Below are 24,807 nucleotides of genomic sequence, written 5' to 3'. Positions count from 1 at the left end.
TTTAACCGCAACCTGAATCAAACATAAATGCAGTTTAAATTTTGATCAAGCTCACTTATTACTCTAATTGTCTGAAAATCGCCAAAAAAAAGCCTCACATGCATAGGTGAGGCGGCTTTCAAGCAAAATCAGCGGGAAAAATATTTAATGCATTGCACCAAAATAGGTCGTTTGACCGAAACATGTTGGTGAGTTGCCATGGTCGTTAGCATGAGATTGGGTATCACTTCCCTCGATTACTATTCCCATTGCTCTGGCGCTTTTTGCAACAATTTGCAGGCGGCGATTATCACGAGCATCGAGGGAATGGCTCCAAGTGATCACGGCACTTGAGGTGCCACTGGTCAAAGCCTTTTCCATCGCCCAAAGTGTTTCAACATCGTCCTTAGCATGCACTAGTAATACACTGTCCATACGCACACCGGCGCTGGCGAGTAATTGTTTATAGCCGATGCTTGGAGGATTGATTAGTACCACCCAACGTCCCTGCTGGCTTAACAGGGCTAACTGTTGGCTCAGTTGCATCAGCTCTTGTTTGCCTTGGGATTGGGTCGGCATAAACATAATGGGGGTATGCTGCCAGTCAGTATCTGCGTCACGCACGGTATCTAACCATAACCCTGGGTGACGTGGGGCATTACCTAGTAGTTTGTTCATAGCCAATCTCCGTTGCGGATCACCCCGACGGCGAGTCCTTCAATTGTCAGGCTTTGGAAACTTAAATCGACCTTGATAGGCGAGTAGTCATCGTTTTCGGCATGCAAATAAACTAAGTTGCCTTGCTTTTCGAATCGTTTCACTGTGACATCATCGTCAACTCGGGCAACGACGACTTGGCCGTTACGGGCTTGTTGCACTTTATGAACGGCTAATAGGTCGCCTTCGAGGATGCCGATGTTTTTCATACTGTCGCCCCTCACGCGCAACAGAAAGTCTGCAGCGGGGTGGAACATACTCGGGTCAACTTGGTAGTACTGTTCAACGTGCTCTTGGGCAAGAATAGGTTCGCCTGCGGCGACTTGGCCGATGAGCGGCAAACCATTTTCGCTGTTGTCTTCTTCCTCAACGGGGAGACGAATGCCGCGGGAGGTGCCAGGCATGATCTCGATGCAGCCTTTTTTAGCCAAAGCTTTAAGATGCTCCTCGGCGGCATTTGCGCTCTTAAAACCCAAACGGGTAGCGATTTCAGCCCGCGTCGGTGGCATGCCTGTCTCGGCAATATTACGTTTAATTAGCTCTAAAATTTCAGCTTGGCGTGGCGTCAAGGGTCTCATGGTGTTTCCTGTTTTTCCATACAGTTACTGTTAGTATATACAGTATTTTATGTAGTGCAAGTATTAACCATTCTTTAACCAAGTAGGAGAGTATTGGCGAACATTCCCCACTATCTGGTATTCTATTGGGCTAATGAACGTATTTACTTTGCATAACAATAATGCCTAAACAAGACTCTTTTTGGTTAAAATCATTACGTTGGATCCAGAAACATTTAGTGCACACTATCGTGGTGCCTCAGGATCCCTTTGCCGATCTTAATCTGGATGCCTCCAGACCGCTTGCCTATGTAATGAAAACAGAATCCATCAGTGATATTGCTGCTTTAAGTGAAATCACTGAAAAACTAGGCCTTCCTAGCCCCTATGAACCGCTGGTGGTCAATGGCGTCGTTGCGCCACGCGTTGTGTGTCTCGAGGGGCGTAAGCCCTTGTTTGGTAAACGTGCGGGTAATGAATCTTTTCTAGAATGCTTTATGCGTTTATTGGCTATCCATAAAGAAAAGCCTGAACTTGATATTCAGCTGGTGCCAGTTAGCCTTTACTGGGGTCGGACGCCAGGTAAAGAAGACGATTCAATGAAAGCGGCGGTACTCGAACGCGAGAGCCCAACTTGGCTTCGTAAGTGTTTAATGATTTTGTTCCTTGGTCGGCATAATTTCGTGCAGTTTTCTAATGCTGTGTCGCTGCGCTATATGGCTGACGAGCACGGTACGGATATGGGAATTGCCCATAAACTGGCGCGGGTTGCACGGGTGCATTTCCGCCGTCAACGTAAGGTCATGACAGGTCCTGTACTGCCAAATCGTCAGGCAATGTTCCATTCGTTACTGAAGTCAGAATCCCTGCGTAAGGCGATTCAGGAAGAGGCTGCCAGCAAGAAGATTTCCGAGAGCCAGGCGCGTGAGACAGCAATTGAATATCTTGATGAAATTGCAGCCGATTACTCCGATAACCTAGTGCGTATTGCCGAGCGTTTCTTAACTTGGTTATGGAACAAGCTCTACAGCGGTATCAACATTAAAGGTGCCGAACAAATCCGTCAGCTGCACCACGATGGTCACGAAATCGTTTACGTACCATGCCATCGCAGCCACATGGATTATTTGTTGTTATCCTATATTCTGTACTACCAAGGCATGGTGCCACCGCATATTGCGGCAGGTATTAACCTGAACTTCTGGCCAGCGGGGCCTCTGTTCCGTCGTGGCGGCGCCTTCTTTATTCGCCGTAGTTTCAACGGTAATAAACTCTATACCGCCGTATTCCGTGAATATCTAGATCAGCTGTTTGCTAAGGGCTATTCGGTGGAATATTTCTCCGAGGGCGGGCGTTCACGTACCGGTCGTCTGCTCGCGCCTAAGACCGGCATGATCGCAATGACCATGAACAGCGTGCTGCGAGGTATCGAGCGCCCAGTTACCTTAGTACCGGTTTATTTAGGCTATGACCATGTCATGGAAGTGGCCACTTACCACAAAGAGTTAAGCGGTAAGAAAAAAGAGAAAGAATCTGTATGGCAAGTCTTTGGCGCTATTCGTAAATTAGGCAATTTTGGCCAAGGTTATGTTAACTTCGGTGAGCCTATTACACTGCAAAACTTCTTAAATGAAACGGCACCGAATTGGCGCACTGAACTTGCCGATGATCCAGAGCAAAAACCATCTTGGTTAACACCAGCGGTGAATCAGCTGGCTAATCAGGTCATGACCCGTATTAACAATGCAGCGGCGGCAAGTTCTATCACACTGACTAGCTTAGTGTTGTTAGCGTCTGAGCAGAATGCCCTTGAACGCCGACAACTCGAAACCCAGCTGGACTTGTACTTAACGCTGCTCAAAAAGGTGCCTTACACCTCATTCACGTCGGTTGCGGAAGGAGATGGTAAGCATTTAGTGCAGCAGGGGATTGAGCTCAACAAGTTCTCTATTTGCGCTGATCAGTTAGGTGAAATCGTTTCAATTGATGCGAAACAGGCTATTTCGATGACCTATTATCGCAACAATATCATTCATTTATTTATTATTCCGTCGTTAATCGCCAGCTGTTTAACCAACCATAAGCAGATTTCCCGTCAGCAGATCCTTGATGTCGTCAATGACTTCTATCCGCTGCTGAAAGCCGAGCTATTTATGGGGATTAAGGATGTGTCGGCCTATGTGAATCAAATACTCGATCTCTTTATTGAGCAGGAGTTAATAGAAGGCCAAGATTCCTTGTCACTTGTGAATGAACATACCAGCAAGATGCTGTTACTTGCGGGCAGCGTCAGTGAAACCCTGCAACGCTACGCTATTATTTTCAATCTGTTAGCTCATAGACCTAAGATGGAGCGTGCGGAGCTGGAATCAGAGAGTCATCTGCTAGCTCAACGTTTAGGTGCGCTGCATGGCATTGCCGCACCAGAGTTCTACGATAAAAAACTCTATAACACGTTGAGTGTTAAGCTAAAAGAACTGGGATATTTCTCCGACAAAGAAGACAAGTCAGGCGTCGAACGTATTCGTGACCAAGCCAATAATCTGCTTAGCGCTTCTGTCAGACAGACTATCGTAGCCAGTGTGACTGCGGAGCCAAATAGCTAATGGCTAACCATATGAATGCGGCAAAACATCCGCCAGTGGGTAAGTCCTTGCTTGGTGGCGCCATGATTATTGCAGGCACCACGGTGGGTGCGGGGATGTTTTCCCTCCCCGTTGTTGGCGCGGGTATGTGGTTTGGTTATTCGGTATTAATGTTGCTTGGTATTTGGTTTTGTATGTTGATGTCAGGCTTATTACTGCTTGAAACCAACTTGCACTTTGAGCCTGGCGCGAGTTTCGATACATTAACTAAAGAGACCTTGGGTCAGTTCTGGCGTATCGTTAATGGCGTTTCTATCGCCTTCGTGCTCTATATTCTTACCTATGCTTACATTAGTGGTGGTGGCTCGATAGTCAATCATAGCCTTCAGGGCATGGGCCTAGAGTTGCCGCAAAGTGTGGCGGGACTCGTGTTTGCTGTGGTGCTAGCCAGCATTGTCTTAGTCAGCACTAAGGCGGTGGATCGCATTACGACTATTATGCTCGGCGGGATGATCATTACCTTCTTCCTTGCTATTGGTAATCTGCTAATCGAAGTCGATGTGACTAAGCTTGCCAAGCCCGATGGCACGCCAAAGTACTTACCCTACCTTTGGGCGGCATTGCCTTTTGGCTTGGCAAGTTTTGGCTACCACGGCAATGTGCCAAGCTTAGTGAAGTACTATGGCAAAGAGGCACCTAATACCATTATTAAGGCGATATTTGTCGGTACTTTTATCGCGCTGATTATCTATAGCTGCTGGTTAGTGGCGACTATGGGTAACATTCACCGTAGCCAGTTTAGCGAGATTATTGCCCAGGGCGGTAACATGGGCGTGCTGGTTGGCGCGCTTTCAAAGGTGATGGCAAGTAGCTGGTTAAACAGCATGTTAACTCTGTTTGCTAACCTTGCAGTAGCTTCTTCCTTCCTTGGGGTGACCTTAGGTTTGTTTGACTATCTGGCCGACCTTTTTGGGTTTGATGATTCGGCTAGTGGTCGTATTAAAACCGCATTAGTGACCTTTGTGCCACCGACGATTTTGGGCTTACTCTTCCCTAATGGTTTCTTAATTGCGATTGGTTTTGCGGCGCTGGCGGCAACGGTGTGGGCGGTAATTGTTCCTGCGCTGATGGCCTACAAGTCTAGACAACTATTTCCAAATAAAGGCAGTTATCGTGTCTTTGGCGGTACTCCGCTTATTGCGATAGTGGTGCTGTTCGGCATAGTTACTGGTGCATGTCACTTGTTAGCAATGGCGAACTTATTGCCGCAGTTCTCCTAATGTTATTTCACATTAGTGAATAGATTTAAGCCCTCTTTACGAGGGCTTTTTGTTTGCTATTTTCCAATACTATCATCTTTTTAGTGCTCAAACTGGACAGGTAAACAATATCCAGCTTAACTCCTAGCATTGCGAAATGTTAGGAGCCACAAATGAAGATTACTCAGTATGCAGCTGGAAATGCCTGTTGGGTTGAACTCGGGAGCCATGATTGGGTTGGCGCGCAAAAATTTTACCATGCACTCTTTGGCTGGGACTCGATCGAAATGCCAATCCCCGAGGGAAAGTTTTCCCTCTTTAACCTTGAGGGGGATGATCTGGGGGCTATGTATCAAATTCCTGCTGTGGATAAACATATACCTAGCCATTGGCGGGTGTATTTTTCTGTGGATGATATTGAGGCTAGCATTGCTAATATTATTGCCGGAGGTGGCCAGTTACACATTGGCCCCCATGTTGTTGGTGATGCGGGAATCATGGCGCAGGTGAGCGATCCTGAAGGGGCACGATTTGCCCTATGGCAGGCTAAAAATCATATTGGTGCTCGCCGTCAGGGTGAAGAAAATACTTTATGTTGGGTCGAACTCGCCTGTCGGCAGCCACGCACTGAAGAAGGTTTTTACACACTGTTGTTTCCGTGGACAACGCGCCCAAGCAATGTCCCTGGAGTCGATTACACAGAGTGGCAAATCGATGGCCAGTCCATTGGTGGCATGATGAAAATGATGCCCGAATGGGGTGATATTGGCGCACATTGGATGCCCTATTTTGTGGTGGGACATTGTGATGGGTTTGCCGCAAAGGCGCAGGAGTTAGGGGCGCAGATATGTGTGCCGCCAAGTGATATTCCCGATGTCGGCCGTTTTTCTGTAATTGCCGATCCCCAAGGGGCAACCTTTGCGGTGATTAAGCTTGATCAGCTATAGCCGACATATATGCTTAAGTTGACATGAAACCACCCTGAGCACTCTGGCTTGGGGTGATTTCTTTGGGCAGGTCATGATGTAGATTTAATTGGGTTGGTCAATAGCGATAGTCTCTGGGCAATTGCCTTTCTTGGCCTTTGGTGCTTTTGCCAAAAGGGAAGGCAGCGAGTCTTGGCTTTCGATGGTTTGCGGCAGACTTAATCTTATTTCACTCAGTAGTCCCTTAGCACACACCAGTGACAACTTGCTCTGTGAACCTTCTCCGAAACTAATCTCAAAGCTTTTAAGCAGCTCTGTGCGGCTAACCTTGTTACCAATGTTGTCGTGGATAAAACTTTGTACCCAAGTCGAAGCGTTCACTTCTTGGGTCAATTGGGCCGAAAGGGCAAAGTATTCATCCGGGCTTTCATCACGGCAGCTGCCATGTTTCCACCATTCATGGCGTTCCAAACAGCTCCCATGCAAGGCGCTGGGCATCACTTTATCGAGTGACTTTTTCACAGAACCTGAGAGTGTGACGTCGGGATAATCACAAAAATCCCGCGGCTGCTGTTTTACCTTGCTGCAATAACTATAACGAACACCACATTGCTGGCGATTCGGCCATAAACCATGCAGGCTAAAATACTGCCATTTAGCATCATTTTTACTTTGGCTGAGTGCATTACATTCGGCTTTGTCTTGGCCATAGAGTTCACAAAAGGTGCTCTGCCAGCTCAGCGCCAGGACGTTAGAGTCAAATTTTCCCGAAATCTGGCAGAGATTCCCTTGGGATTGAGTGTCGAGCTGTTTATTGAAGCTCGTTGAGCTGCTTGCGACTGTCGGTTGGGGAGGCGTCTTCTTTGAACCGCTGACTGCTGTTTGATAGCGACCGCAATCTCCCTTCACCCAGCGAAGTGGAGACTTGCTGGAAGAGGTTTGTACGCGTAGCCAATCGGGATTTGCACTATTACCGAGTAACTCAACAACCTTAAAATGTTCGCCCGCTCTGGTTTGTGATGCATCGGGATTGGTCCGCTTATTTTTCGATTGAAACAGCTCGCAGGTCTTATCGGTAATAAATTCACCGTAGTCAGCAGAGTAAGCAAAGGGTAGATAAATCACCGCTAGGGTAAATACCAGTAACAGGGATTGCAGGGAGTGACTGAAATGTCTAAATCGGGGCATAGTGAATCCTTTCAGGCAAGCGATTTCGTCTAGCGTGCTCAGTGTAGAGTATTTGGGGCATTTTGATAATAAAACTCCCCTCGTATCTTGCGACTAGAGGGGAGTTTAACCTTGAGTAACTTGCGGTTTACGGTGCTTTTTTTATCTCACGGGAATAGATCATCAGATAGAGAGCAGGCAAGACAAATAGCGACAATATTGGCGCTGTGACCATGCCACCCACCATAGGCGCGGCAATTTTTTGCATCACATCGTTACCTGAACCTGCGCCCCACATAATCGGTAATAGGCCGAAGAAGATGGTTGCCACCGTCATTGCCTTAGGGCGGATACGCATCACTGCGCCTTCAATCAGCGCCTCTTTTAAGTCCTCGACAGTGTGGTAGGTATTTTTATCCTGTCTATGCTTGATGGCGTTATTGAGATATACCAACATGACGACCCCAAATTCGGCGGCAACCCCTGCAAGGGCTATCATCCCCACGGCGACGGCGACCGAAATATTGTAGTCGAGCAGGTAAAGTAACCAAGTGCTGCCAACAAGGGCAAAGGGCAGACTGAGCATGATAATGCTGGCCTGCATAGTAGAACCAAAGGTCATCATCAGCAGGATAAAAATCACCCCTAAGGCCATCGGGATCACTTGTTTGAGCTTGGCATCGACGCGCTGCATGTACTCGTATTGACCGGCAAAGCTATAGCTGTAACGCGGCGGTACTGTCAGTTGTTCATCTAACGCGGTTTTAGCCTCGGCGATATATTCCCCGATAGAAGTGCCCTCGATATCGATAAACACCCAGGAAATTAGGCGGCCATTCTCGCTCTTGAGCATAGGCGCGCCGTCGTTGATTTCAATATCGGCTAGGTTGCGTAGTGGCAAATAGTGTCCCGACTTAGTGATCACCGGCAGTTCGCGCAGCTTTTCGATATTGTCGCGCAGCTCCCGCGGATAGCGCAGGTTGATAGGATAACGCTCTGAGCCTTGAACCGACTCTCCAATATCCATGCCGCCGATGGCGTAGCGTACAACGTCTTGAATATCTTGGAGTGTCATGCCATAGCGGGCGGCGACATCAAGATTCGGGCTGATATCGATGTAGCGACCGCCACCACTGCGTTCGGCATAGGCCGATTTAGTGTGTGGCACTTTACTGAGGATTGCCTCGATTTTCGCGCCAAGCGATTGCAGCTCGTTCACATCGGCGCCGGTGATCTTAATCCCCACTGGCGTTTTAATCCCGGTCGAGAGCATGTCGATACGGGTCTTAATCGGCTGAACCCATGCGTTTGTCAGACCCGGTACTTTCACGGTTTGTTGTAGCTGATCGATGATGTCGTCCAAGGTCATGCCCTCGCGCCATTCTTCATGGGGCTTAAGCATAATCGTCGTTTCCAGCATGGTCAGCGGCGCTGGATCGGTGGCCGTTTCGGCGCGGCCCACTTTACCAAACACTCGGGCAACTTCGGGGACTGTCTTAATCAAACGGTCGGTTTGTTGCAGTACTTCGGCGGCTTTACTTGCACTAATTCCTGGGAGCGCCGTGGGCATGTAGAGTAGGTCCCCCTCCTCTAATTCCGGCATAAACTCGCTGCCCATGCGTGTCATAGGATAAGTTGCGCTCGCCAAAGCTATCAAGGCTATACAGAGTGTCGTTTTGGGATGATTGAGGACCCATTTGAGCGAGGGTTGATATAGGGCAATCAACACGCGGCTGATGGGGTTACTACGTTCGCTGGGGATTTTGCCACGAATAAAATAGCCCATCAGAATTGGCACTAAAGTAATCGATAACAATGCCGCCGCAGCCATTGCAAAGGTTTTTGTGTAGGCCAAAGGTGAGAACAGTCGGCCTTCCTGTGCTTCAAGCGCAAACACAGGTACAAAGCTTAAGGTGATGATAATGAGTGAGAAAAACAGTGCCGGCCCCACTTCAATCGAGGCTTGACTCACGATATGCCAATGCTCTTTAGTGGTGGGTTCGCGGTCGTTTTCGGCCTTAAAGTGTTCCAAATGCTTATGTTGGTTCTCGATCATCACGATCGCGCCATCGACCACGGCACCAATGGCAATGGCAATGCCACCTAGGCTCATGATGTTGGCATTTACGCCCATCTTATTCATCACAATAAAGGCGATAAGAATCGACAGCGGCAGGGTGATGACTGCGACTAAGGTGGAGCGGGCGTGCAATAAAAACAGCAGACAGACCAAGCCCACTACCAGCATCTCTTCGAGGACTTTGTGGAACAGGTTATCGACGGATTTTTGGATCAGTTGCGAACGGTCGTAGGTGGGAATGATCTCTACTCCATCGGGCAGTCCCGCCTTTAATTCTTCGAGTTTGGTCTTAACCGCATCTATGGTCGCTAAGGCGTTTTCGCCGTAACGCATCACCACGATACCGCCGACGACTTCGCCTTCGCCATCGAGTTCGGCAATGCCGCGACGTGAGGCTGGGCCTTTACGAATGGTGGCGACATCTTTAAGCAATAATGGTGTACCTGCGGGGCTGGTGACGCCTAAGGGGATTTCACGGAAATCCTCAAGCGTTTGGCGATAACCTTTGGCCCGAACCATGTACTCGGCTTCGGCCATTTCAACCACTGAGCCGCCAGCCTCGCTGTTGGCTTTGTCGATGGCCTGTTTTATCGCGGCGATATCGAGCTTGTAGATAGCCATTTTATCGGGCTCAAGTACAACCTGATAGGTTTGTTCCATACCGCCCACGGTAGCCACTTCGGATACGCCTGCTACGCTTTGCAATTCGAGCTTGAGGTACCAATCCTGTAGGCTCTTCAGTTGGGAGAGATCCAAATTACCCGAGCGGTCAACTAAGGCATATTCAAATACCCAACCCACACCCGAAGCATCGGGGCCGAGCGAGGGCTGCACGCCTTGGGGCAAACGACTGCTGATTTGGCTTAAATATTCCAATACCCGTGAGCGAGCCCAGTAGATGTCGGTGCCATCCTCAAAAATGACATACACATAAGAGTCACCAAACATCGAATAGCCACGCACGGTTTTAGCGCCGGGCACGGCCAGCATCGCGGTAGAGAGTGGGTAAGTGACCTGTTCCTCAACCAGTTTTGGCGCTTGCCCAGGATAAGGTGTCTTAATAATCACCTGCACGTCGGATAAATCTGGCAGCGCATCTAGCGGTGTTTTTCGCAGTTCCTGCACGCCCCAGATAGTGATCATCGCGGCGACAATTAGCACCATGATCCTTTGTCTGAGAGAGGACTCGATTATATATTTCAACATATTAGCTCCTAGTGCTGATGACCACTGCTCAGGCGCATCAGGCTGCCCTTAAGACTCGCTTCGGAGTCGAGCAGGAATTGCCCTGAGGTCACCACGCGCTCGCCTTCACTCAGACCTGAAATGATCTCGGCTTTACCTTGGCTCATCATGCCGACCGTAACGGCCTTAGCGGTAAAGCTGTCATCCTCTTGTTTGACAATCACTCGGTTCTCTTTACCCGTTTGGATAAGCGCTTCCTGCGGGACAACTAATACATCCTTATTTGGGCCGCCAAAGAGTGAGACTTTGGCTAGGGTTTTTGGTCGTAAAGCAATGTCGGAATTGTTTAGCACCACCCGTACCCTAAGGCTTCGGGTTACGGGGTCGAGTTCAGGGTAGATATAGTCGATAGTGCCTTCAATGCCGTTGATGTTCATCGCAGGGACGGATATTTCGGCTTTCTGGCCTTTGGCTATCCAGCTTTGTTCGTTTTCGAACACATCGGCAATCACCCACACCTTAGAGAGATCCACCAACGACATCACCTCAGTCGAAGGTTGGATGTACATACCATCTCGCACTTCAAGCGCTTTGACTATGCCGTCTTCTTTCGCATAAAAGGGCACACGATATTGAGTCTGGCGCGAATCTGCCAGCTGCTTAATTTGTCTGTCATTCATGCCGAGTAGTGATAGGCGCAGGCCTGCTTTACGCACTAAATCCTGATAACGGCTACCGCTACCTGCGGATTTTGCGGTGTCTATGGCAAGGAGGTAATCGTCCTGGGCGTTAATGAGGTCGGGGGAATAGATCTCGTAGAGCAATTGATCCTTTTTCACTGAATCGCCAACGGATTTGATCATCAGCTTTTCAATCCAGCCCGTGACCCTAGCGTGAATATGGTTGATTTGGCTTTCGTCGTAGTCAATTTGTCCCACGGTTTCGACAAATTTCCACAGGGTATCTTTTTTGACCGTAGCGACCTTTAATGCCAGTGCTTGCTGCATACTGCCAGAAATATGGAGGTCAATGCTTTGGTTATTGCCACCGGTTTCTACCTTTTCCAGATTCATACCACAGATAGGACAAGTGCCGGGTACATCGCTGATGATATGGGCATGCATGGGGCAGATATATTTAATGGTGGCCCCCGACTGTTGATTTTTCACTAAGCTTTCAACCTTAGTGGTTGGGTTATCGAAAACTTGGGCGGCTGTGGCTTGTGCCTCGCTGTGGGTATGTTCCGCTTGAGGTTGAGCGGTATCTGCATTTGCCTGCGGGACTTCTTTTTCCACTAAAAACATGTTGCAGATTGGGCAGCGACCCGGTTCATGGCTCTCTACCTCTGGATGCATGGGGCAGGTATAGGTTTTGGCCTGTTCTTGGGTGTTGCCGTGGTTTGAATGCGCTTGGCTGGCGCTGGGATTTGCTTCTGCGGTTAATTGGGCATAGCTAGCCCATGGGGTGCTCAATAGCAGGCTGCTCAGAAGCAGCACGGCTTTAGGATTAGGTTTTACAGTTTTAAATTGGTTCATATGCCTCATCTCCAGCCTAACTTATTGGTGGGCGTGCTCTTTGTGCATCGCCTCGTCATCCTTGTGATGCTCGCCTGCTTGGGCTTCGAGGTTCATACCACATTTAGGGCAGGTATCGCCTTTTTGGCCTGTCACTTCAGGGTGCATTGGGCAGATATAGGTTTGAGCCTGTTGTGCAGGTGCATTATTAGTGTGTTGATGCTTGTGTTGTGTTTCAGTGGCAAACACATTGCTGCTCAGGATTAATATCGTGATTAAGGCTAGATTAGTTAAGGTTTTCATATCATTCACTCCATCGGTTCTATGCGCCGAATATGCATAAGCACGCTTAGCTTTTTATCCATACGCCAGATACGAGTCGCATACGACGTTTTAGGCGCTACTGCAAAGCATTGAGCCTATTGTTAGGCTTAACAATAAACGGCAAATTAAGGCGTTAGTCTTGGCTAACGAAATGTCACTTTGCGCCCAGAAAAGGGCGTAATAGGTCTAGGCTATCGGTGGTTTAAAGGCCGAGGCTAAGGAGATAGAGTGGAAATGAGGCATAGGAGTGGCCATAGCGGTTTCACTCAGACCCACACTCGGCCAAAGTTGTGGGCTGAAAAGCGTGCCAGCGGCTGAAATCGTCATGCAATGTCCGCAATCATGGCTACATGATTTGCTGCCATCACAACAATGCTGTTTTGCGCCGGGAAGCGGTTTATCGTTACAGCAATCGGAGTTGGCTATTACATGATGTTTAGTGCTGCCATCTTTGTTCATCTGCATCATTGCAGTGTGATCCATTCCTTGATTGGCGTTCTCATGCGCCATCGCTCCCATGTCCATAGAGCGAGTCACCATGGCGTAACCATTAGACACAACACCCTGCCCGACTAATGCCAGTAGAGTGAAGATGACTAAAAGAAGACGACCAAGTGATTGATGCATAAGTATTCCAATAAATGAACAACTTGATATTAACGATAGTGGCATTCGTCTGCAATGCGTCAAATCACATTTTATGAATTCGCCAAGCGGCTAAATTCCTCAATGCATACTAAATGCAGTTTGTAGAATGCTTTTTAATGGGTGAATACTTTTAAGCAAAAGTGACATGGTGAGATTTGTGTTCTAAGCAATGGTCATTTGATTCGACGAATTTGAGAGTGCATGAAAATCATGCAAATTAATGAGTTAACAGGCATTGCAAGGTTTAATGATATGTTAGTCACACTTTTATGCTTCAAATATGACTTCACTTTAGCAACTTTTTAATGTGAAGCTAACGCCTAAGTCTTTACGTACTTGCGAACACTGAATGTTTGCATTAGCTTTAATTAAACTAGCTAAGAGTTTGGTTAAGCGGGTTTTAGGTAAGTTGGTGTGTCCATAGTTAGAGCTAAGTCTCATTTTGAGGTTTTAAGTTTAAATTAATCGACATTTTTAGGCTTAAAATCAAATTTATAATAAATGAAACGACTTAAACTGATCTTATAAAAAATAATTTTTAATTTTTGGAGATAGAGTGATGAACTGGCGTGCACTATTTAAACCTAGCGCGAAATACTCAATTTTAGCGTTGATTGTGATTGGTATTGTTATTGGTGTTGTGGGTTACTTTGCGACTCAGCAAACTCTTCACGCTACTAGCGAAGACGCTTTTTGTATGAGCTGTCACAGTAACCATTCATTGAAGGATGAAGTGTTAGCTTCTGCCCATGGTGGTGGTCGTGCCGGTGTGACCGTTCAATGTCAAGATTGTCACTTACCGCACGGTCCAGTTGATTACTTAATCAAGAAAATCATTGTTTCTAAAGACTTATATGGGTTCTTAACCATCGACGGTTTCAACACCCAAGCATGGTTAGACGAAAACCGTAAAGAACAAGCTGACAAGGCATTAGAGTATTTCCGTGCCAATGACTCTGCGAACTGCCAACACTGTCATACCCGTATATATGAAAACCAGCCTGAAACCATGAAGAGTATTGCGGTTAGAATGCACAGCAACAACTTCAAGAAAGATCCTGAAGCGAGAAAGACCTGTGTGGACTGCCATAAAGGCGTAGCTCACCCATATCCAAAAGGATAAGGTCTGCATTCAAATCGAGTTAAAAAAAAGCCCTCGAATGAGGGCTTTTTGTTTTTTCGAAATTGATTATTTAGTGCGGGTAAGCACTTTTTTACGGTAAGCCAAAAGACTGAAAGCTCCGAAAATAAATACCTGCAAATAATCCTGCTTGCGAAGCTTAAGCAGTTTGTTAAACATCATATGGAAAATGCCGACTTGGAATAAGTGCATAAGGCAGGTCATTGCCAACAGAATATTTAAAATTATTCCTACATTGCCCTCGAAGGGCGCGATGATGTTAAAGCCCATCATTAACCAGGCTATGAGGGTGACGGCTTTACCGATATTAATCAGCAATGGCATGGGTTTCTCCATTAGTTGGCTGTACTTCAATTTGGTACTGGTATAAACGGTAGCTGACCTGACCCGCGGTTTTTTCTTTCAAGGGTTGCCAGCTTGCAGGAATGGCGAGTTGAGTTAGCTCAGATTCAATTTCGACATAAATCAGTGCATCGCGATTTAGCCAGCCTTTAGTGTCTAACAGTTGAATGGTCTTTTCGGCCAAGCCTTGGCGAAACGGCGGGTCGATAAATACGATATCGAAACCTTTATCACATCCGTTCTGCAAAACGCTTAGGGTGTCAGCATTCACGACTTCGGCATGGTCGCACTTTAAGGTCTTTAGATTGTCCTTAAGCTGTTGGGCAGCGCTGCGTTGTAACTCGATTATTTTGGCGAAACTGGCATAACGGGACAGGGACTCTAGTGCCAGTGCGCCGCTGCCACCAAAGCAGTCGAGCACCCGTGCATGGGCAATATCGCTAGCTAACCAGTTAAACAGGGTTTCGCGCACTCTATCGGTTGTTGGGCGTAACCCTTCGAGGTCATGTATAGGCAACTTGCGTGAGCGCCATTGGCCTGCAATGATCCTTACCTGGCCGCTGCCGCCCTTTTTATTGGCACTTGGCCCCTGGGTCGCTTGCTTTTTGTGTGCACGATTATTAGCCAAAGTGCCCCCGTGATTTTGCCTGAAGAAAGAAAGTGGTAGACTATGCCACCTCAATAAAGGCCGCTATTTTATATCAAACTCCCACCAAAAGGTGAGAAGGCTGACTGAGCATAGCTAATTGCCGACTTTTTGGGCGAAATTGCCCCGGTAATCTGGTATAACGTCAGGGTCTTAATCCTATAAATTCATCAATGAAGTAGAGCGCTGGTAATACACATGGCAAAGAAAGGTTTTTTCTCTTGGTTTCGTAAAGATAAATCACAAGATGAGGTTGTCGCGCAAACCGCTGCCGTCACTCCAACGCAAGATCAACAGGTTGAAGCCGAAAGGCTTGCGGCCGAACAATTAGCCGCAGAACAGGCTGAGGCCGAAGCACTCAAATTAGCAGAAGACCAGCGTATCGCAGCCGAACGTGCTGCCGCTGAGCAAATCGCAGCAGAGCAAGCAGCCCAAGCGTTAGCCGCTGAAAAGCTCGCGCAGGAGCAAGCCGAAGCTCTACGGATCGCACAAGAGCAGCGTATTGCAGAAGAGCAACGCATCGCGGCTCAGCAGGCTATTGAGGCCCAAAAAGCATTTGAAGAACAGCAAGCTTTTGAAAAAGAGCAGGCGCGTATCGAAGCAGAGCGTATTGCGGCCGAAGCACTTGCAGCAGAGAAATTAGCGGCTGAGCAGCTAGCCGCCGAGCAAGCGGCACAGGCTGCTGAAAAGCTGGCACAAGAGCAAGCCGAAGCAGAAGCGCTACAACTTGCAGAGGAACAACGCCTTGCAGAAGAGCAACGCCTTGAAGAGCAGCGTTTAGCCGAGGAACAAGCCGCAGCTAAGTTAGCTGAAGAAGCGGCTAACTCGCAATCAATCGAGCTAGAGCTACAGCCAGAGCCGCAGGCCAAACCGGTTAAAGAAAGCCTATTTGCCCGCTTAAAGCGCGGCCTAATGCGTACCAGCGAGAATATCGGCAGCGGTTTTATTGGCTTATTCCGCGGTAAAAAAATCGACGATGATTTATTTGAAGAGTTGGAAGAACAACTGCTTATCGCCGACGTGGGTGTTGAAACCACCACTCGTTTGATTAGCAGCCTGACCGAACATGCTTCTCGTAAACAGTTGAAGGACGCCGAAGCCCTTTACGAATTGCTGCGCGATGAAATGCAAAAGACACTCGAGCCCGTGGCAATCCCATTGGTGCCTGAGAACGCCAGCGGTCCATTTGTGATCCTAATGGTGGGTGTTAATGGTGTGGGTAAAACCACCACTATTGGTAAGTTAGCTAAGCAGTATCAACGTCAGGGTAAAACCGTGATGTTGGCTGCGGGTGACACCTTCCGCGCCGCAGCGGTAGAGCAATTACAGGTTTGGGGTCAACGTAACGACATTCCTGTGGTCGCCCAGCATACGGGTGCAGATAGCGCATCGGTACTGTTTGATGCCTTCCAAGCCGCTAAGGCGCGTAAGATTGATGTATTGATTGCCGATACTGCGGGTCGCCTGCAGAACAAGTCGCACCTCATGGAAGAGCTAAAGAAAGTTGTTCGCGTCATGAAGAAGCTCGATGCCGATGCGCCGCACGAAGTGATGCTAACGCTCGATGCAAGCACGGGCCAAAACGCCATTAGCCAGGCGCAGCTATTCCAAGAAGCCGTAGGTGTGACCGGTATGACCATCAGCAAACTTGATGGGACTGCTAAGGGCGGCGTGGTATTTGCTATTGCCGATAAGTTCAAAATTCCGTTACGTTATATAGGCGTAGGCGAGCAAATCGATGATTTGCGTACCTTTAATGCTAAAGAATTTATTGATGCCCTGTTCACCCAGGAAAAAGCGGATAGCTAACATATGATTGATTTTCAGCAGGTCAGTAAAGTTTACCCTGGTGGCCAAATGGCACTGGAGGATGTGAATTTTCACCTACAGCAGGGTGAAATGGCATTCTTAACCGGCCATTCGGGCGCGGGTAAGAGTACGCTGCTGAAGTTAATTACCGTTATCGAGCGTGCGACAACGGGTCGTGTGGCGATTAACGGTCACGATATTGCCAAGATCAGCCCTAAACATGTGCCATATCTTCGTCGTAATATCGGAATGATTTTTCAAAACCATCACCTGCTGATGGATAAAAGCGTGTTCGATAACGTGGCGTTGCCGCTGGTTATCGAAGGTTTCTCCCATGGAGAGATCCGCAAACGTGTAGCCGCTGCGTTGGATATGGTGGGGCTCTATGGCAAAGAACGCCATAATCCCATTATGTTATCGGGAGGTGAGCAGCAACGTGTTGGTATTGCTCGCGCGATTGTGAATAAGCCGCCGTTATTGCTGGCCGACGAACCTACGGGTAACTTAGACCCTAAGTTGTCGATGGATATCCTAAGACTATTCGAGACCTTCAACGACGCAGGCACAAGCGTGTTAATCGCGACCCACGATCTGGGGCTTATCGCCAGAATGAAATACCGCACTTTCACCCTCAAACAAGGGCGTATGCTCGGTGCACAGGAATTACATCAGTCGCGAGCAAAGCCTCAGGGTGAAAGTCTATGAGCGACAACGCCAAATTAACCCGCAGCAAGCTGCCAATTTCGGGTCGTATCGTGATGTTCTTTATTCGCCATGTGCAGCAGGCAATGGCGAGTATGGGGGAGCTGTGGCGTAGCCCGGTTTCCTCCTTGATGACCATGGCCGTACTTGGGGTGAGTTTAAGCTTACCTGCGGCGCTGCAAGTGTTAGTGAAGAATGCAGAGACCATTACCAGTTCTTGGAACAGCGCAGCGGAAATTTCATTATTTATTGACGAAAACCGCAGTGAGCAAACGATTCAGAGTCTATTAACTCGCATTCGCACTTATCCCGAAGTGGATAAGGTGCAGTATATCAATCGTGACCAAGCGTTAGAGGAATTCCAACGCCTATCAGGCTTTGGTGAGGCCTTAGCCTATTTAGATAAAAACCCATTGCCGGCGGTGATTACGGTAACCCCAACTCAACGTTATTCGACGCCCGTTGGTGCCCGCGAGTTGCTTACAAAACTCGAGCGTGAACCTGAGATCAGTTTCGGCCGCTTAGATATCGAATGGCTAGAACGTTTGCAGGCAGTGGTTAGGTTGCTTGAGCGCACTGTGATGGCGATAGCTGCGCTGCTGGTGTTAGCCGTAGTGCTGGTAATCGGCAACACCATTCGCCTTGCGATTATGAACCGCCGCGCAGAGATTGAAGTGATGAAGTTGGTCGGTGCGACCGAGTCCTTTATTCAGCGTCCCTTCCTTTATACTGGGATTTGGTACGGCGTGATTGGCGGCGTGTTGGCATGGCTTATAATTAATCTGCTGGTGTGGTATCTGGATTCTGCACTCGCTGAGTTGCTCGGGCTCTATGGCAGTCAGCTGGAAATGAAATCTCTGACCTTGATGGAATTACTGCAGTTAGTCGGCCTTGCCTCCTTCTTAGGGTGGCTTGGTTCCTATCTCTCGGTAAGACAACATTTAAGGGCGATTGAGCCTTCATAGGCAATAAAGAGTTAACTTTAGGGTTAACGAATATTAGTTTTACACGATGAACTTTTGTTCACTTGTAATGTCTATTCAACGGGGTTAAAACTAACTCACACGGCGGGCTAAGGTTGACATACTCTGTCATTTAGCCGATAGTCGTCTGCCTAACCTTGAACACTAAAAACGCTTCAAGGGTAAAATCGACTTATATTTGATAAGTAGTAGTAAGAAAGTAGGAGCGCGAATGACCTTTCAAACGCAATCAATGGCACTCACTGTCCCGCAAGGTAGCAGTAGTTTAGAGGCTTATATCCATTCAGTGACTAGCATTACCATGCTGGACGCTGAGACTGAGTATGAGTTAGCCAAACGTTTGCAGGAAACGGGTGATCTGCAGGCTGCGAAGCAACTGATTATGTCGCACCTGCGTTTTGTTGTGCACGTTGCTAAGGGCTACTCAGGTTACGGCCTACCACAGGCTGACCTTATCCAAGAAGGTAATATCGGTCTGATGAAAGCGGTTAAACGCTTCGATCCCGATGTGGGCGTGCGTCTAGTGTCCTTCGCGGTACACTGGATCAAAGCCGAAATTCATGAATATGTGCTGAAAAACTGGCGCATAGTTAAAGTGGCTACCACTAAAGCGCAGCGTAAGTTGTTCTTTAATATCCGTAAAGCTAAGACTCGTCTGGGCTGGTTCAGCGATGATGAAGTGGCAATGGTGGCCGAAAACCTAGGCGTATCTAAGGCCGATGTGACCGAAATGGAGTCACGTATGGCGGCGCAGGATCCATCATTCGATCTCAGTAGCGATAACGATGATGAGCAAGATTTTGCTCCTGTACATTACCTAGAAGACCATTCATCCGACTTAGCTGAAAACATCGAAAACGATAACTGGGAATCCAATGCCCAAGGCCGTTTATTATCAGCAATCAAAACCTTAGACGAGCGTAGCCAGCACATTTTGCGCGCCCGTTGGTTAGATGATGATAAGACGACGCTGCAGGAATTAGCAGAGACCTATCAAGTATCCGCTGAGCGTATTCGCCAGTTAGAAAAGAACGCGATGAATAAGCTTAAGGCCTGTATGGAAGCTTAAGCGGTGTGCTCAAGTGATAAAGACGAAAACCTGCTGCGGCAGGTTTTTTTATGGCTAGGATTTAAGGATTGGTTTGAGTGATTTCAGGCATATTGTTATCTAAGTCTTGGCAGCTTTCATCGCTTCAATAATGGTGCTGCGATTGATTTTAAGCCCTGTTTGAGTGGCACTCTCTGGCCAAGCATAATAATGCCGTGGGCGCTTAAAACGGGCAATTTTGTCCGAGAGGTAATCATCGAGCTCAGCAGTCTTTTCTGCGAGTTGCTTAACAATGTCCCCTCGGACAATGGCGGCTGGCAAATAACCGAAACGACTATCGGGTTCGGCGAAGACAATGGCCTCATTAATTTGCGGATGCTGCTTAAGCGCAGCTTCAATCTCCTCTGGCTGCACATTTTCGCCGCCAGAGATAAACATGTTATCGACGCGGCCTAGGATTTTAAGATTGCCATTGGCATCCCACTCGCCTCTATCCTTAGTGTAAAACCAGCCATCGTTATCTAACTCTTTGTGAATGCCATCGTGGCTCAGATACCCCATAAACAGGGTTTCGCCGCGCACCCAAATTACCCCATCGATAATCTTCAACTCACGATTAGGGAGTAACTTACCGCTGCTGCCATCGGCAAGTGCTGGCCCAGTGGTGATTTGCGAGCCCATCTCCGTCATGCCATAGCTGGTAAAGCAGGCGATATTGCGATGTTTAAGCTCCGTGAGTAAATCGACAGAAATGGCGCCACCGCCAAGCAGTAGCGCTTTTATGCTGTGAAGATTGGCATCTGGCGCGGCGAGTATCGGTGCTAATTGGGCAGGAACGAGGGATATGTGTGTTAGCTTATCCTGCTCAATTTGCACGGTGAGTGACCTTTCTGGATGCGGTATCACCACGGTCGCCCCTTTTAGGGCGCAGCGGTTAAGAATGGCTAAACCGCCGATATGGAACAGCGGCAGCGACAGCAGCCAGCTATCGCCTTCCTCTAAGTCAATGGTACTCAAGGAGCCTTCAGCATTGGCGATATGGTTGCTCAGGCTATGCACCGCCGCCTTTGGTGTGCCGCTCGACCCCGAAGTTAAAATCACATTGGCAGGGCGATTGATATCGAGCGGTTTGGGAGTGTCGACAACGCTGCCCGCAAAGTTAAGCTTTAAGGCTTGCGATTGCCCAGGCGCTATCGCTGAATCACTCCATAAATAACGGATATTATGGCTGTCGATGAGGCTTTGAATCTGCGCTTGCGGAAAACGTGGTGAGATCGGAAAGAAGATGGCGCCAATCTCAATACAGGCCCAGTAGAGGCAAATCATCTCCAGATTATTGCTACTGATACAGGCGAGTGGCTCGCCCTCATTAACACCCAAATCCGTGAGCTGTTTGCTAAGCGCCATCACTCGTTGGCTGAGATCTTTATAGCTAATCTGCTCATCGGGCAGTTTGATGGCGACACGCTCAGAACTTAATACGGCGGCACTATGAATTGGTGAAACCATGCACGCCTTGAGCTCCGTCATAGTGCTATTCCTGCTGCGCACTTGCAATAAGTTCAAGCTGCTCAAATCCCAAACATTGGCTCTTGCCTGATGGGACTAACACATCCTGACTAAATGCGCTAAGGGTATCGAGTCCTGGGATTTCATCTGGGGTGAGTATGGCGGCGAGACTCGCTAGATCACTGAGTCCTAAGCTGCTTTCAAGGCTGGAGCTTAAGATACAGCGCACCCCAAACTGCTGCGCGGTATCGATAAGATTTTGAAGCTTTTCGATGCTGCCGAGTAACATGGGTTTGATGATAAGCGCGGTCAACCCTTCGTGCATCGCAAAATGGTAGCCGCTATCGTTAAGTGATTCATCTAAGGCGAAGGGAATGTTAAGGGCTTGGAATAGGGCGCTATTATCCTTTGGATGCTGACAAGGCTCCTCGATATATTCAATGGATTCCATGGGCAAGCAGGCGGCAAATTCCATGGCTTCATCGAAGCTAAAACCGCGATTAGCGTCGAGGCGCAGTTTTAGATCTGGGCGAACCTTAAGAATGCCATAGATAAGGCGCAGTTCATCTTCCATCGAGGTTTGCGCGACTTTCACCTTTACTGAGCGAACCTCATTGCCAAGGCTAGCCACTTTGTCTTCGAGCTGGCTTGCTGGCGCATCCCCAGATTCGATTACCGGCTGATAGATTAACGGCACTGTGGCACTGATGGAGCGAACGCCATCAAGTTTCCCTGCAAGCTTTGCATGCAACAAGCTCAATCCAAATGCTAGTGAAGGGTAGTTCACCGCTTCGGCCTGTTGCAGCAGAATATCTATCGATTGGCCGCAAAGTTTGGGCAGCATCTCGGTTAAGGTTTGCTGCACTTCTAATAGACTTTCGCGGCTAAAACCGCTTATGGGTTGGTCATCGATATCAAGACCACTTAAGGGCGCGATGTCGACCCAGGCTTCTTTGGTTTGACCATTGGTTTGGGAATGGGTTTGTGAATAAGATTCCGCGCCAGTGTTAGTGCTAGAACCCACCACGGCATGTAACACCAATCCGTGACGCTTATCAATTCGCTGTTTGCCAACGGGGAGTGACACATTGAGTGGCACTTGGTACAGATAGAGCTTTAGCGAAAGTAAGATCATAGGTTCAAATCCAAATTATCTTTAATTTAAATCAGGGTTGTTAGACGCTCGATTAACGCCTCGGGGTTCGCTTGGTGAATATTGTGCCCCGCATTCTCGATGTGCTCCACTATGATGGGCGCTTGTGCCTGCCATAACGCGGCAATGGCTTGAAATTTTGCATCCTGACTGCCGGTAAAGTAGTAACAGTTGCAATTGAGTTCAGTGGGGACATGCCAAAGTGATGCCTGAAGCGCGAGCGATGTGGAAATATAGATAGCCTTAAGGCAGTGCTTAGGGTGTAAGTCTAAGTCCGCAGCGCGCTTAGTTATTAGCTGCTTACGCTCAACTTTTGATAAATCCGCAAAAACCCCCTGTTGATACCAGAGGTTTAAAAAATCCTTGCTAGTAAGGCTTAACAGCCTATCCGCCCAGAGCGCATCGTTTTTACTGCGTTGTGATTTTTCTTCACTCTCTAGCATCCCTGGGTGGCAGGATTCCAACACCAGACTTAACAAACGCTCGGGATGAGCTTTAGCAAGGTGCAGTGCAATTCGTCCCCCGAGGGAATAACCGAAGAGGTGAAATTGCTTTACGCCCAAGCAGTCGAGGCGGTCAATTATGTTATTCACGCAGAACGCAAAGCCATCTAACTCAAGGGATGTTAACTCGCACTGGTTGTCGCCGTGTCCGGGGAGATCGATGCAGATGCAGTGAAAGGCTTGGCTCAGTTTGGGGAGCAGTGGCTGCCAATCGGCCTTAGTCCCCAAAAAGCCATGCAGTAGGACTAAAGGTGGCAGCGAGGTTTCCCCAAAACGGGCCAAGGAGGGCATTAGCTTTGTCTCACCCACAGATTAAGCGCGGCGATTTGATTGCTGGCTTGGTGCTGGCTAACCGTCACTTCGATCACCGATGCGCCTTGGTAATCCAGTGCTTCGTGATAACTGGTTTGGAAGTCAGCTAAATTATCCACTTGATTGTAAGGCAGATTAAACATGGCTGCGGCATAGCCAAATTCTAAACCATGACTTAAACGGTAGTAATTGCTGCGCACCTCTTCATTTGGCACTGGCAGCAGATTGAAAATATTGCCACCGTCATTATTGAGGATCACGATCACTAGCGGACTCTTTATCGTTCTGGCAATGGCCAAGGAGTTTAAGTCGTGCAATTGGGACAGGTCGCCAATGATCAGAGTGGTCGGTTTTCCCTGATGGGCAGCAATACCGCAGGCGGTTGCCAGTAAACCATCGATACCCGATGCGCCGCGGTTGGTGTAGGTGGTTGCGGTGCAGCAACTCACGGGCGCATACATATCGTATAAACGCACTGGCAGGCTGTTACCGATAAACAACTGTTGCTCTGCTGGGCGTGTGTTTGCGATAGCGCGAATGACCTGAGCTTCGCCAAATTCACCCTGATCGATATTGCGAGTAAACAGCTGGTGTAATTCTTCGTTGTAGCTGACTAGGGTATTGGCCCAGTTTGCCGACGATGAGCGGAACCAATTGAGGTTCGCAAATTGTCCCGCTTTTGCGTGCCAAATGTGCTTAGCGCTATGGCTTGGGTCGAGTCTGTCCTGCTCAGGTAGCACCTGCCAGTAGCTGTGCCAGTTTTGCTCGGCAAGGTAGCTAATCAAGCGCTTTGAGAGCAAGCGGCCACCAAAGACCAACACACGGTCGGCTTCTTGCAATAGATTGCGCGCCTTAGGGTGTTGCAGCAGTTGGTCGATATTGCCAATGGCTGCGGGATGTTGGCGTAGCTGCGACTGAGCATCGGTCAGCAGCGGCCAGCCGATTTTTTGCGACAGGGCAATCAGCTGCTGTGGATCCTGCTCTGGGCTCAAAGTGCCCGCGACAATCACCCCCTTGCCGTGGACGAAACGCATGATGGCATCGTCACTAGGCGAGCTTAGCTGGGCATACTCACCGTATTGTGTGTAGGGACGTGCTAACTGTAGCCAGCTTTGTAGCGGTTTTAAGTAGGTCGAATCGAAATCGAGAATATCGCCATCTAGCTCACTCGGATAAAGCGGCTCGCGGTACATGCAGTTGAAATGCACAGGGCGAGTTTGATTCGCAATCGCTTCATCAATGGTCGTGAGCAAGGTTTGCGGCGCAATGTGCAGATCCGGCGTTGGCAGATTTACTTGTCTTGCGTAGTTCGCAAAAATGGCGGGCTGTACTATGGCTTGGTTTGCCCCACAGCCGAGGAGCTCAGGCGGGCGATCGCCACTTAATACAATCAGCGGTACATGGGTCAGCCAAGCTTCAACAATGGCGGGATACAAGTTAGCGACAGCCGTCCCCGAGGTGGTAATAATTGCGACGGGCGCGCAGCTTGCCTTGGCAAGTCCAAGGGCCATAAAACCCAATCCACGCTCATCGAAATGTAGGTGACGTTTAAGCTTGGATTGTTTGGCCGCAGCCAGCGTGAGGGGCGTCGAGCGTGACCCCGGTGCCATACAGATATGTTGCACTCCCAGACGCGCTAATTCCTCCAGAATCAATGCGCCCCACATCAAATTAAGCGTGGCGGTATTTTCTGTCCGCATAGTGAGATCTATTAGGAT

21 protein-coding genes are annotated in these 24,807 nt (G+C 48.5%); 8 read left to right on the top strand and 13 right to left on the bottom strand.

Annotation, left to right across the window (positions count from 1 at the left end):
* Positions 1-144: 144 nt before the first annotated feature.
* Complete coding sequence (locus K0H61_RS16715) at positions 145-657, bottom strand: cell division inhibitor SulA (protein ID WP_258405973.1); 513 nt, start codon at positions 655-657, stop codon at positions 145-147.
* Entirely contained in the window at positions 654-1,274 is a 621-nt protein-coding gene (lexA, locus tag K0H61_RS16710) for a transcriptional repressor LexA (protein WP_220050584.1), read from the bottom strand. Before lexA ends, K0H61_RS16715 begins: the two co-directional genes overlap by 4 nt.
* Before the next feature lie 161 nt (positions 1,275-1,435).
* Between lexA and plsB the strand changes: the two genes are divergently transcribed.
* The 3 genes from plsB to K0H61_RS16695 all read left to right on the top strand — a co-directional run bounded on the left by plsB (position 1,436) and on the right by K0H61_RS16695 (position 6,044).
* Entirely contained in the window at positions 1,436-3,859 is a 2,424-nt protein-coding gene (gene plsB / locus K0H61_RS16705) for a glycerol-3-phosphate 1-O-acyltransferase PlsB (protein WP_220050583.1), read from the top strand.
* Entirely contained in the window at positions 3,859-5,118 is a 1,260-nt protein-coding gene (gene mtr, locus K0H61_RS16700) for a tryptophan permease (protein ID WP_220050582.1), read from the top strand. Before plsB ends, mtr begins: the two co-directional genes overlap by 1 nt.
* A 152-nt stretch (positions 5,119-5,270) precedes the next feature.
* The gene (locus K0H61_RS16695; RefSeq protein WP_220050581.1) at positions 5,271-6,044 is read left to right on the top strand and encodes a VOC family protein; all 774 of its coding nucleotides are present in this window, start codon (positions 5,271-5,273) and stop codon (positions 6,042-6,044) included.
* Positions 6,045-6,128: 84 nt separating this feature from the next.
* Here K0H61_RS16695 and K0H61_RS16690 read toward each other — a convergent pair whose 3' ends face one another.
* The 5 genes from K0H61_RS16690 to K0H61_RS16670 form a co-directional block, all read right to left on the bottom strand.
* Complete coding sequence (locus tag K0H61_RS16690; protein ID WP_220050580.1) at positions 6,129-7,211, bottom strand: ribonuclease T2 family protein; 1,083 nt, start codon at positions 7,209-7,211, stop codon at positions 6,129-6,131.
* 127 nt (positions 7,212-7,338) lie between these two features.
* Complete coding sequence (locus K0H61_RS16685; protein WP_220050579.1) at positions 7,339-10,476, bottom strand: efflux RND transporter permease subunit; 3,138 nt, start codon at positions 10,474-10,476, stop codon at positions 7,339-7,341.
* A gap of 8 nt (positions 10,477-10,484) precedes the next feature.
* Entirely contained in the window at positions 10,485-11,990 is a 1,506-nt protein-coding gene (locus K0H61_RS16680; protein WP_220050578.1) for an efflux RND transporter periplasmic adaptor subunit, read from the bottom strand.
* Between the two features lie 21 nt (positions 11,991-12,011).
* A complete protein-coding gene (locus tag K0H61_RS16675; protein WP_220050577.1) occupies positions 12,012-12,272 on the bottom strand; it encodes a heavy metal-binding domain-containing protein in 261 nt (86 codons plus the stop codon).
* Between the two features lie 207 nt (positions 12,273-12,479).
* On the bottom strand, positions 12,480-12,920 hold the full coding sequence (locus K0H61_RS16670; RefSeq protein ID WP_220050576.1) for a hypothetical protein: 441 nt from the start codon (positions 12,918-12,920) through the stop codon (positions 12,480-12,482).
* A gap of 580 nt (positions 12,921-13,500) precedes the next feature.
* On the opposite strand from K0H61_RS16670, the gene cymA reads away from it, so the two are divergent.
* On the top strand, positions 13,501-14,064 hold the full coding sequence (gene cymA / locus K0H61_RS16665; protein WP_220050575.1) for a NapC/NirT family cytochrome c CymA: 564 nt from the start codon (positions 13,501-13,503) through the stop codon (positions 14,062-14,064).
* A 66-nt stretch (positions 14,065-14,130) separates the two neighbouring features.
* On the opposite strand, the gene K0H61_RS16660 is transcribed toward cymA, so the two are convergent.
* Both K0H61_RS16660 and rsmD read right to left on the bottom strand, forming a co-directional pair.
* Positions 14,131-14,406, bottom strand: a complete 276-nt coding sequence (locus K0H61_RS16660; RefSeq protein ID WP_220050574.1) for a DUF1145 domain-containing protein — start codon at positions 14,404-14,406, stop codon at positions 14,131-14,133.
* Entirely contained in the window at positions 14,390-15,052 is a 663-nt protein-coding gene (gene rsmD, locus K0H61_RS16655; protein ID WP_220050573.1) for a 16S rRNA (guanine(966)-N(2))-methyltransferase RsmD, read from the bottom strand. Before rsmD ends, K0H61_RS16660 begins: the two co-directional genes overlap by 17 nt.
* A gap of 216 nt (positions 15,053-15,268) precedes the next feature.
* Here rsmD and ftsY point away from each other — a divergent pair, with 216 nt between their 5' ends.
* The 4 genes from ftsY to rpoH all read left to right on the top strand — a co-directional run bounded on the left by ftsY (position 15,269) and on the right by rpoH (position 19,633).
* Positions 15,269-16,879 (top strand): signal recognition particle-docking protein FtsY, encoded by a 1,611-nt coding sequence (gene ftsY / locus K0H61_RS16650; protein ID WP_220050572.1) that lies wholly within the window; start codon positions 15,269-15,271, stop codon positions 16,877-16,879.
* 3 nt (positions 16,880-16,882) lie between these two features.
* Complete coding sequence (gene ftsE, locus K0H61_RS16645; protein WP_220050571.1) at positions 16,883-17,584, top strand: cell division ATP-binding protein FtsE; 702 nt, start codon at positions 16,883-16,885, stop codon at positions 17,582-17,584.
* Positions 17,581-18,546, top strand: coding sequence for a permease-like cell division protein FtsX (ftsX, locus tag K0H61_RS16640; protein WP_220050570.1), 966 nt, complete (start codon positions 17,581-17,583; stop codon positions 18,544-18,546). The genes ftsE and ftsX overlap by 4 nt, the downstream gene beginning before the upstream one ends.
* A gap of 229 nt (positions 18,547-18,775) precedes the next feature.
* On the top strand, positions 18,776-19,633 hold the full coding sequence (rpoH, locus tag K0H61_RS16635; protein WP_220050569.1) for an RNA polymerase sigma factor RpoH: 858 nt from the start codon (positions 18,776-18,778) through the stop codon (positions 19,631-19,633).
* A gap of 99 nt (positions 19,634-19,732) precedes the next feature.
* Here the strand turns inward: rpoH and menE are convergent, their stop codons facing one another.
* The 4 genes from menE to menD are packed head-to-tail and all read right to left on the bottom strand — an operon-like array spanning position 19,733 to position 24,789.
* Positions 19,733-21,142 (bottom strand): o-succinylbenzoate--CoA ligase, encoded by a 1,410-nt coding sequence (gene menE / locus K0H61_RS16630; protein WP_220050568.1) that lies wholly within the window; start codon positions 21,140-21,142, stop codon positions 19,733-19,735.
* 4 nt (positions 21,143-21,146) lie between these two features.
* Positions 21,147-22,256, bottom strand: a complete 1,110-nt coding sequence (gene menC, locus K0H61_RS16625) for an o-succinylbenzoate synthase (RefSeq protein WP_220050567.1) — start codon at positions 22,254-22,256, stop codon at positions 21,147-21,149.
* A 26-nt stretch (positions 22,257-22,282) separates the two neighbouring features.
* Positions 22,283-23,068, bottom strand: a complete 786-nt coding sequence (menH, locus tag K0H61_RS16620) for a 2-succinyl-6-hydroxy-2,4-cyclohexadiene-1-carboxylate synthase (protein ID WP_220050566.1) — start codon at positions 23,066-23,068, stop codon at positions 22,283-22,285.
* On the bottom strand, positions 23,068-24,789 hold the full coding sequence (menD, locus tag K0H61_RS16615; RefSeq protein WP_220050565.1) for a 2-succinyl-5-enolpyruvyl-6-hydroxy-3-cyclohexene-1-carboxylic-acid synthase: 1,722 nt from the start codon (positions 24,787-24,789) through the stop codon (positions 23,068-23,070). The genes menH and menD overlap by 1 nt, the downstream gene beginning before the upstream one ends.
* Positions 24,790-24,807: the final 18 nt, after the last annotated feature.

This window comes from Shewanella acanthi (genome assembly GCF_019457475.1).
In the GTDB taxonomy this organism is placed as follows: Bacteria; Pseudomonadota; Gammaproteobacteria; order Enterobacterales; family Shewanellaceae; genus Shewanella; species Shewanella acanthi.
Note: the sequence above shows the minus strand (reverse complement) of the source record. Positions and strands in the feature narration are given on the sequence as shown.

Bases quoted from the DNA above. Each gene is read 5' to 3' on its own strand.
- K0H61_RS16715 (WP_258405973.1), bottom strand. From the start codon at position 657: ATGAACAAACTACTAGGTAATGCCCCACGTCACCCAGGGTTATGGTTA.
- K0H61_RS16685 (WP_220050579.1), bottom strand. From the start codon at position 10,476: ATGTTGAAATATATAATCGAGTCCTCTCTCAGACAAAGGATCATGGTG.
- ftsY (WP_220050572.1), top strand. From the start codon at position 15,269: ATGGCAAAGAAAGGTTTTTTCTCTTGGTTTCGTAAAGATAAATCACAA.
- K0H61_RS16680 (WP_220050578.1), bottom strand. From the start codon at position 11,990: ATGAACCAATTTAAAACTGTAAAACCTAATCCTAAAGCCGTGCTGCTT.
- rpoH (WP_220050569.1), top strand. From the start codon at position 18,776: ATGACCTTTCAAACGCAATCAATGGCACTCACTGTCCCGCAAGGTAGC.
- plsB (WP_220050583.1), top strand. From the start codon at position 1,436: ATGCCTAAACAAGACTCTTTTTGGTTAAAATCATTACGTTGGATCCAG.
- mtr (WP_220050582.1), top strand. From the start codon at position 3,859: ATGGCTAACCATATGAATGCGGCAAAACATCCGCCAGTGGGTAAGTCC.
- K0H61_RS16690 (WP_220050580.1), bottom strand. From the start codon at position 7,211: ATGCCCCGATTTAGACATTTCAGTCACTCCCTGCAATCCCTGTTACTG.
- K0H61_RS16660 (WP_220050574.1), bottom strand. From the start codon at position 14,406: ATGCCATTGCTGATTAATATCGGTAAAGCCGTCACCCTCATAGCCTGG.
- menD (WP_220050565.1), bottom strand. From the start codon at position 24,789: ATGCGGACAGAAAATACCGCCACGCTTAATTTGATGTGGGGCGCATTG.
- ftsE (WP_220050571.1), top strand. From the start codon at position 16,883: ATGATTGATTTTCAGCAGGTCAGTAAAGTTTACCCTGGTGGCCAAATG.
- K0H61_RS16695 (WP_220050581.1), top strand. From the start codon at position 5,271: ATGAAGATTACTCAGTATGCAGCTGGAAATGCCTGTTGGGTTGAACTC.
- menE (WP_220050568.1), bottom strand. From the start codon at position 21,142: ATGACGGAGCTCAAGGCGTGCATGGTTTCACCAATTCATAGTGCCGCC.
- K0H61_RS16675 (WP_220050577.1), bottom strand. From the start codon at position 12,272: ATGAAAACCTTAACTAATCTAGCCTTAATCACGATATTAATCCTGAGC.
- menH (WP_220050566.1), bottom strand. From the start codon at position 23,068: ATGCCCTCCTTGGCCCGTTTTGGGGAAACCTCGCTGCCACCTTTAGTC.
- lexA (WP_220050584.1), bottom strand. From the start codon at position 1,274: ATGAGACCCTTGACGCCACGCCAAGCTGAAATTTTAGAGCTAATTAAA.
- K0H61_RS16670 (WP_220050576.1), bottom strand. From the start codon at position 12,920: ATGCATCAATCACTTGGTCGTCTTCTTTTAGTCATCTTCACTCTACTG.
- menC (WP_220050567.1), bottom strand. From the start codon at position 22,256: ATGATCTTACTTTCGCTAAAGCTCTATCTGTACCAAGTGCCACTCAAT.
- ftsX (WP_220050570.1), top strand. From the start codon at position 17,581: ATGAGCGACAACGCCAAATTAACCCGCAGCAAGCTGCCAATTTCGGGT.
- cymA (WP_220050575.1), top strand. From the start codon at position 13,501: ATGAACTGGCGTGCACTATTTAAACCTAGCGCGAAATACTCAATTTTA.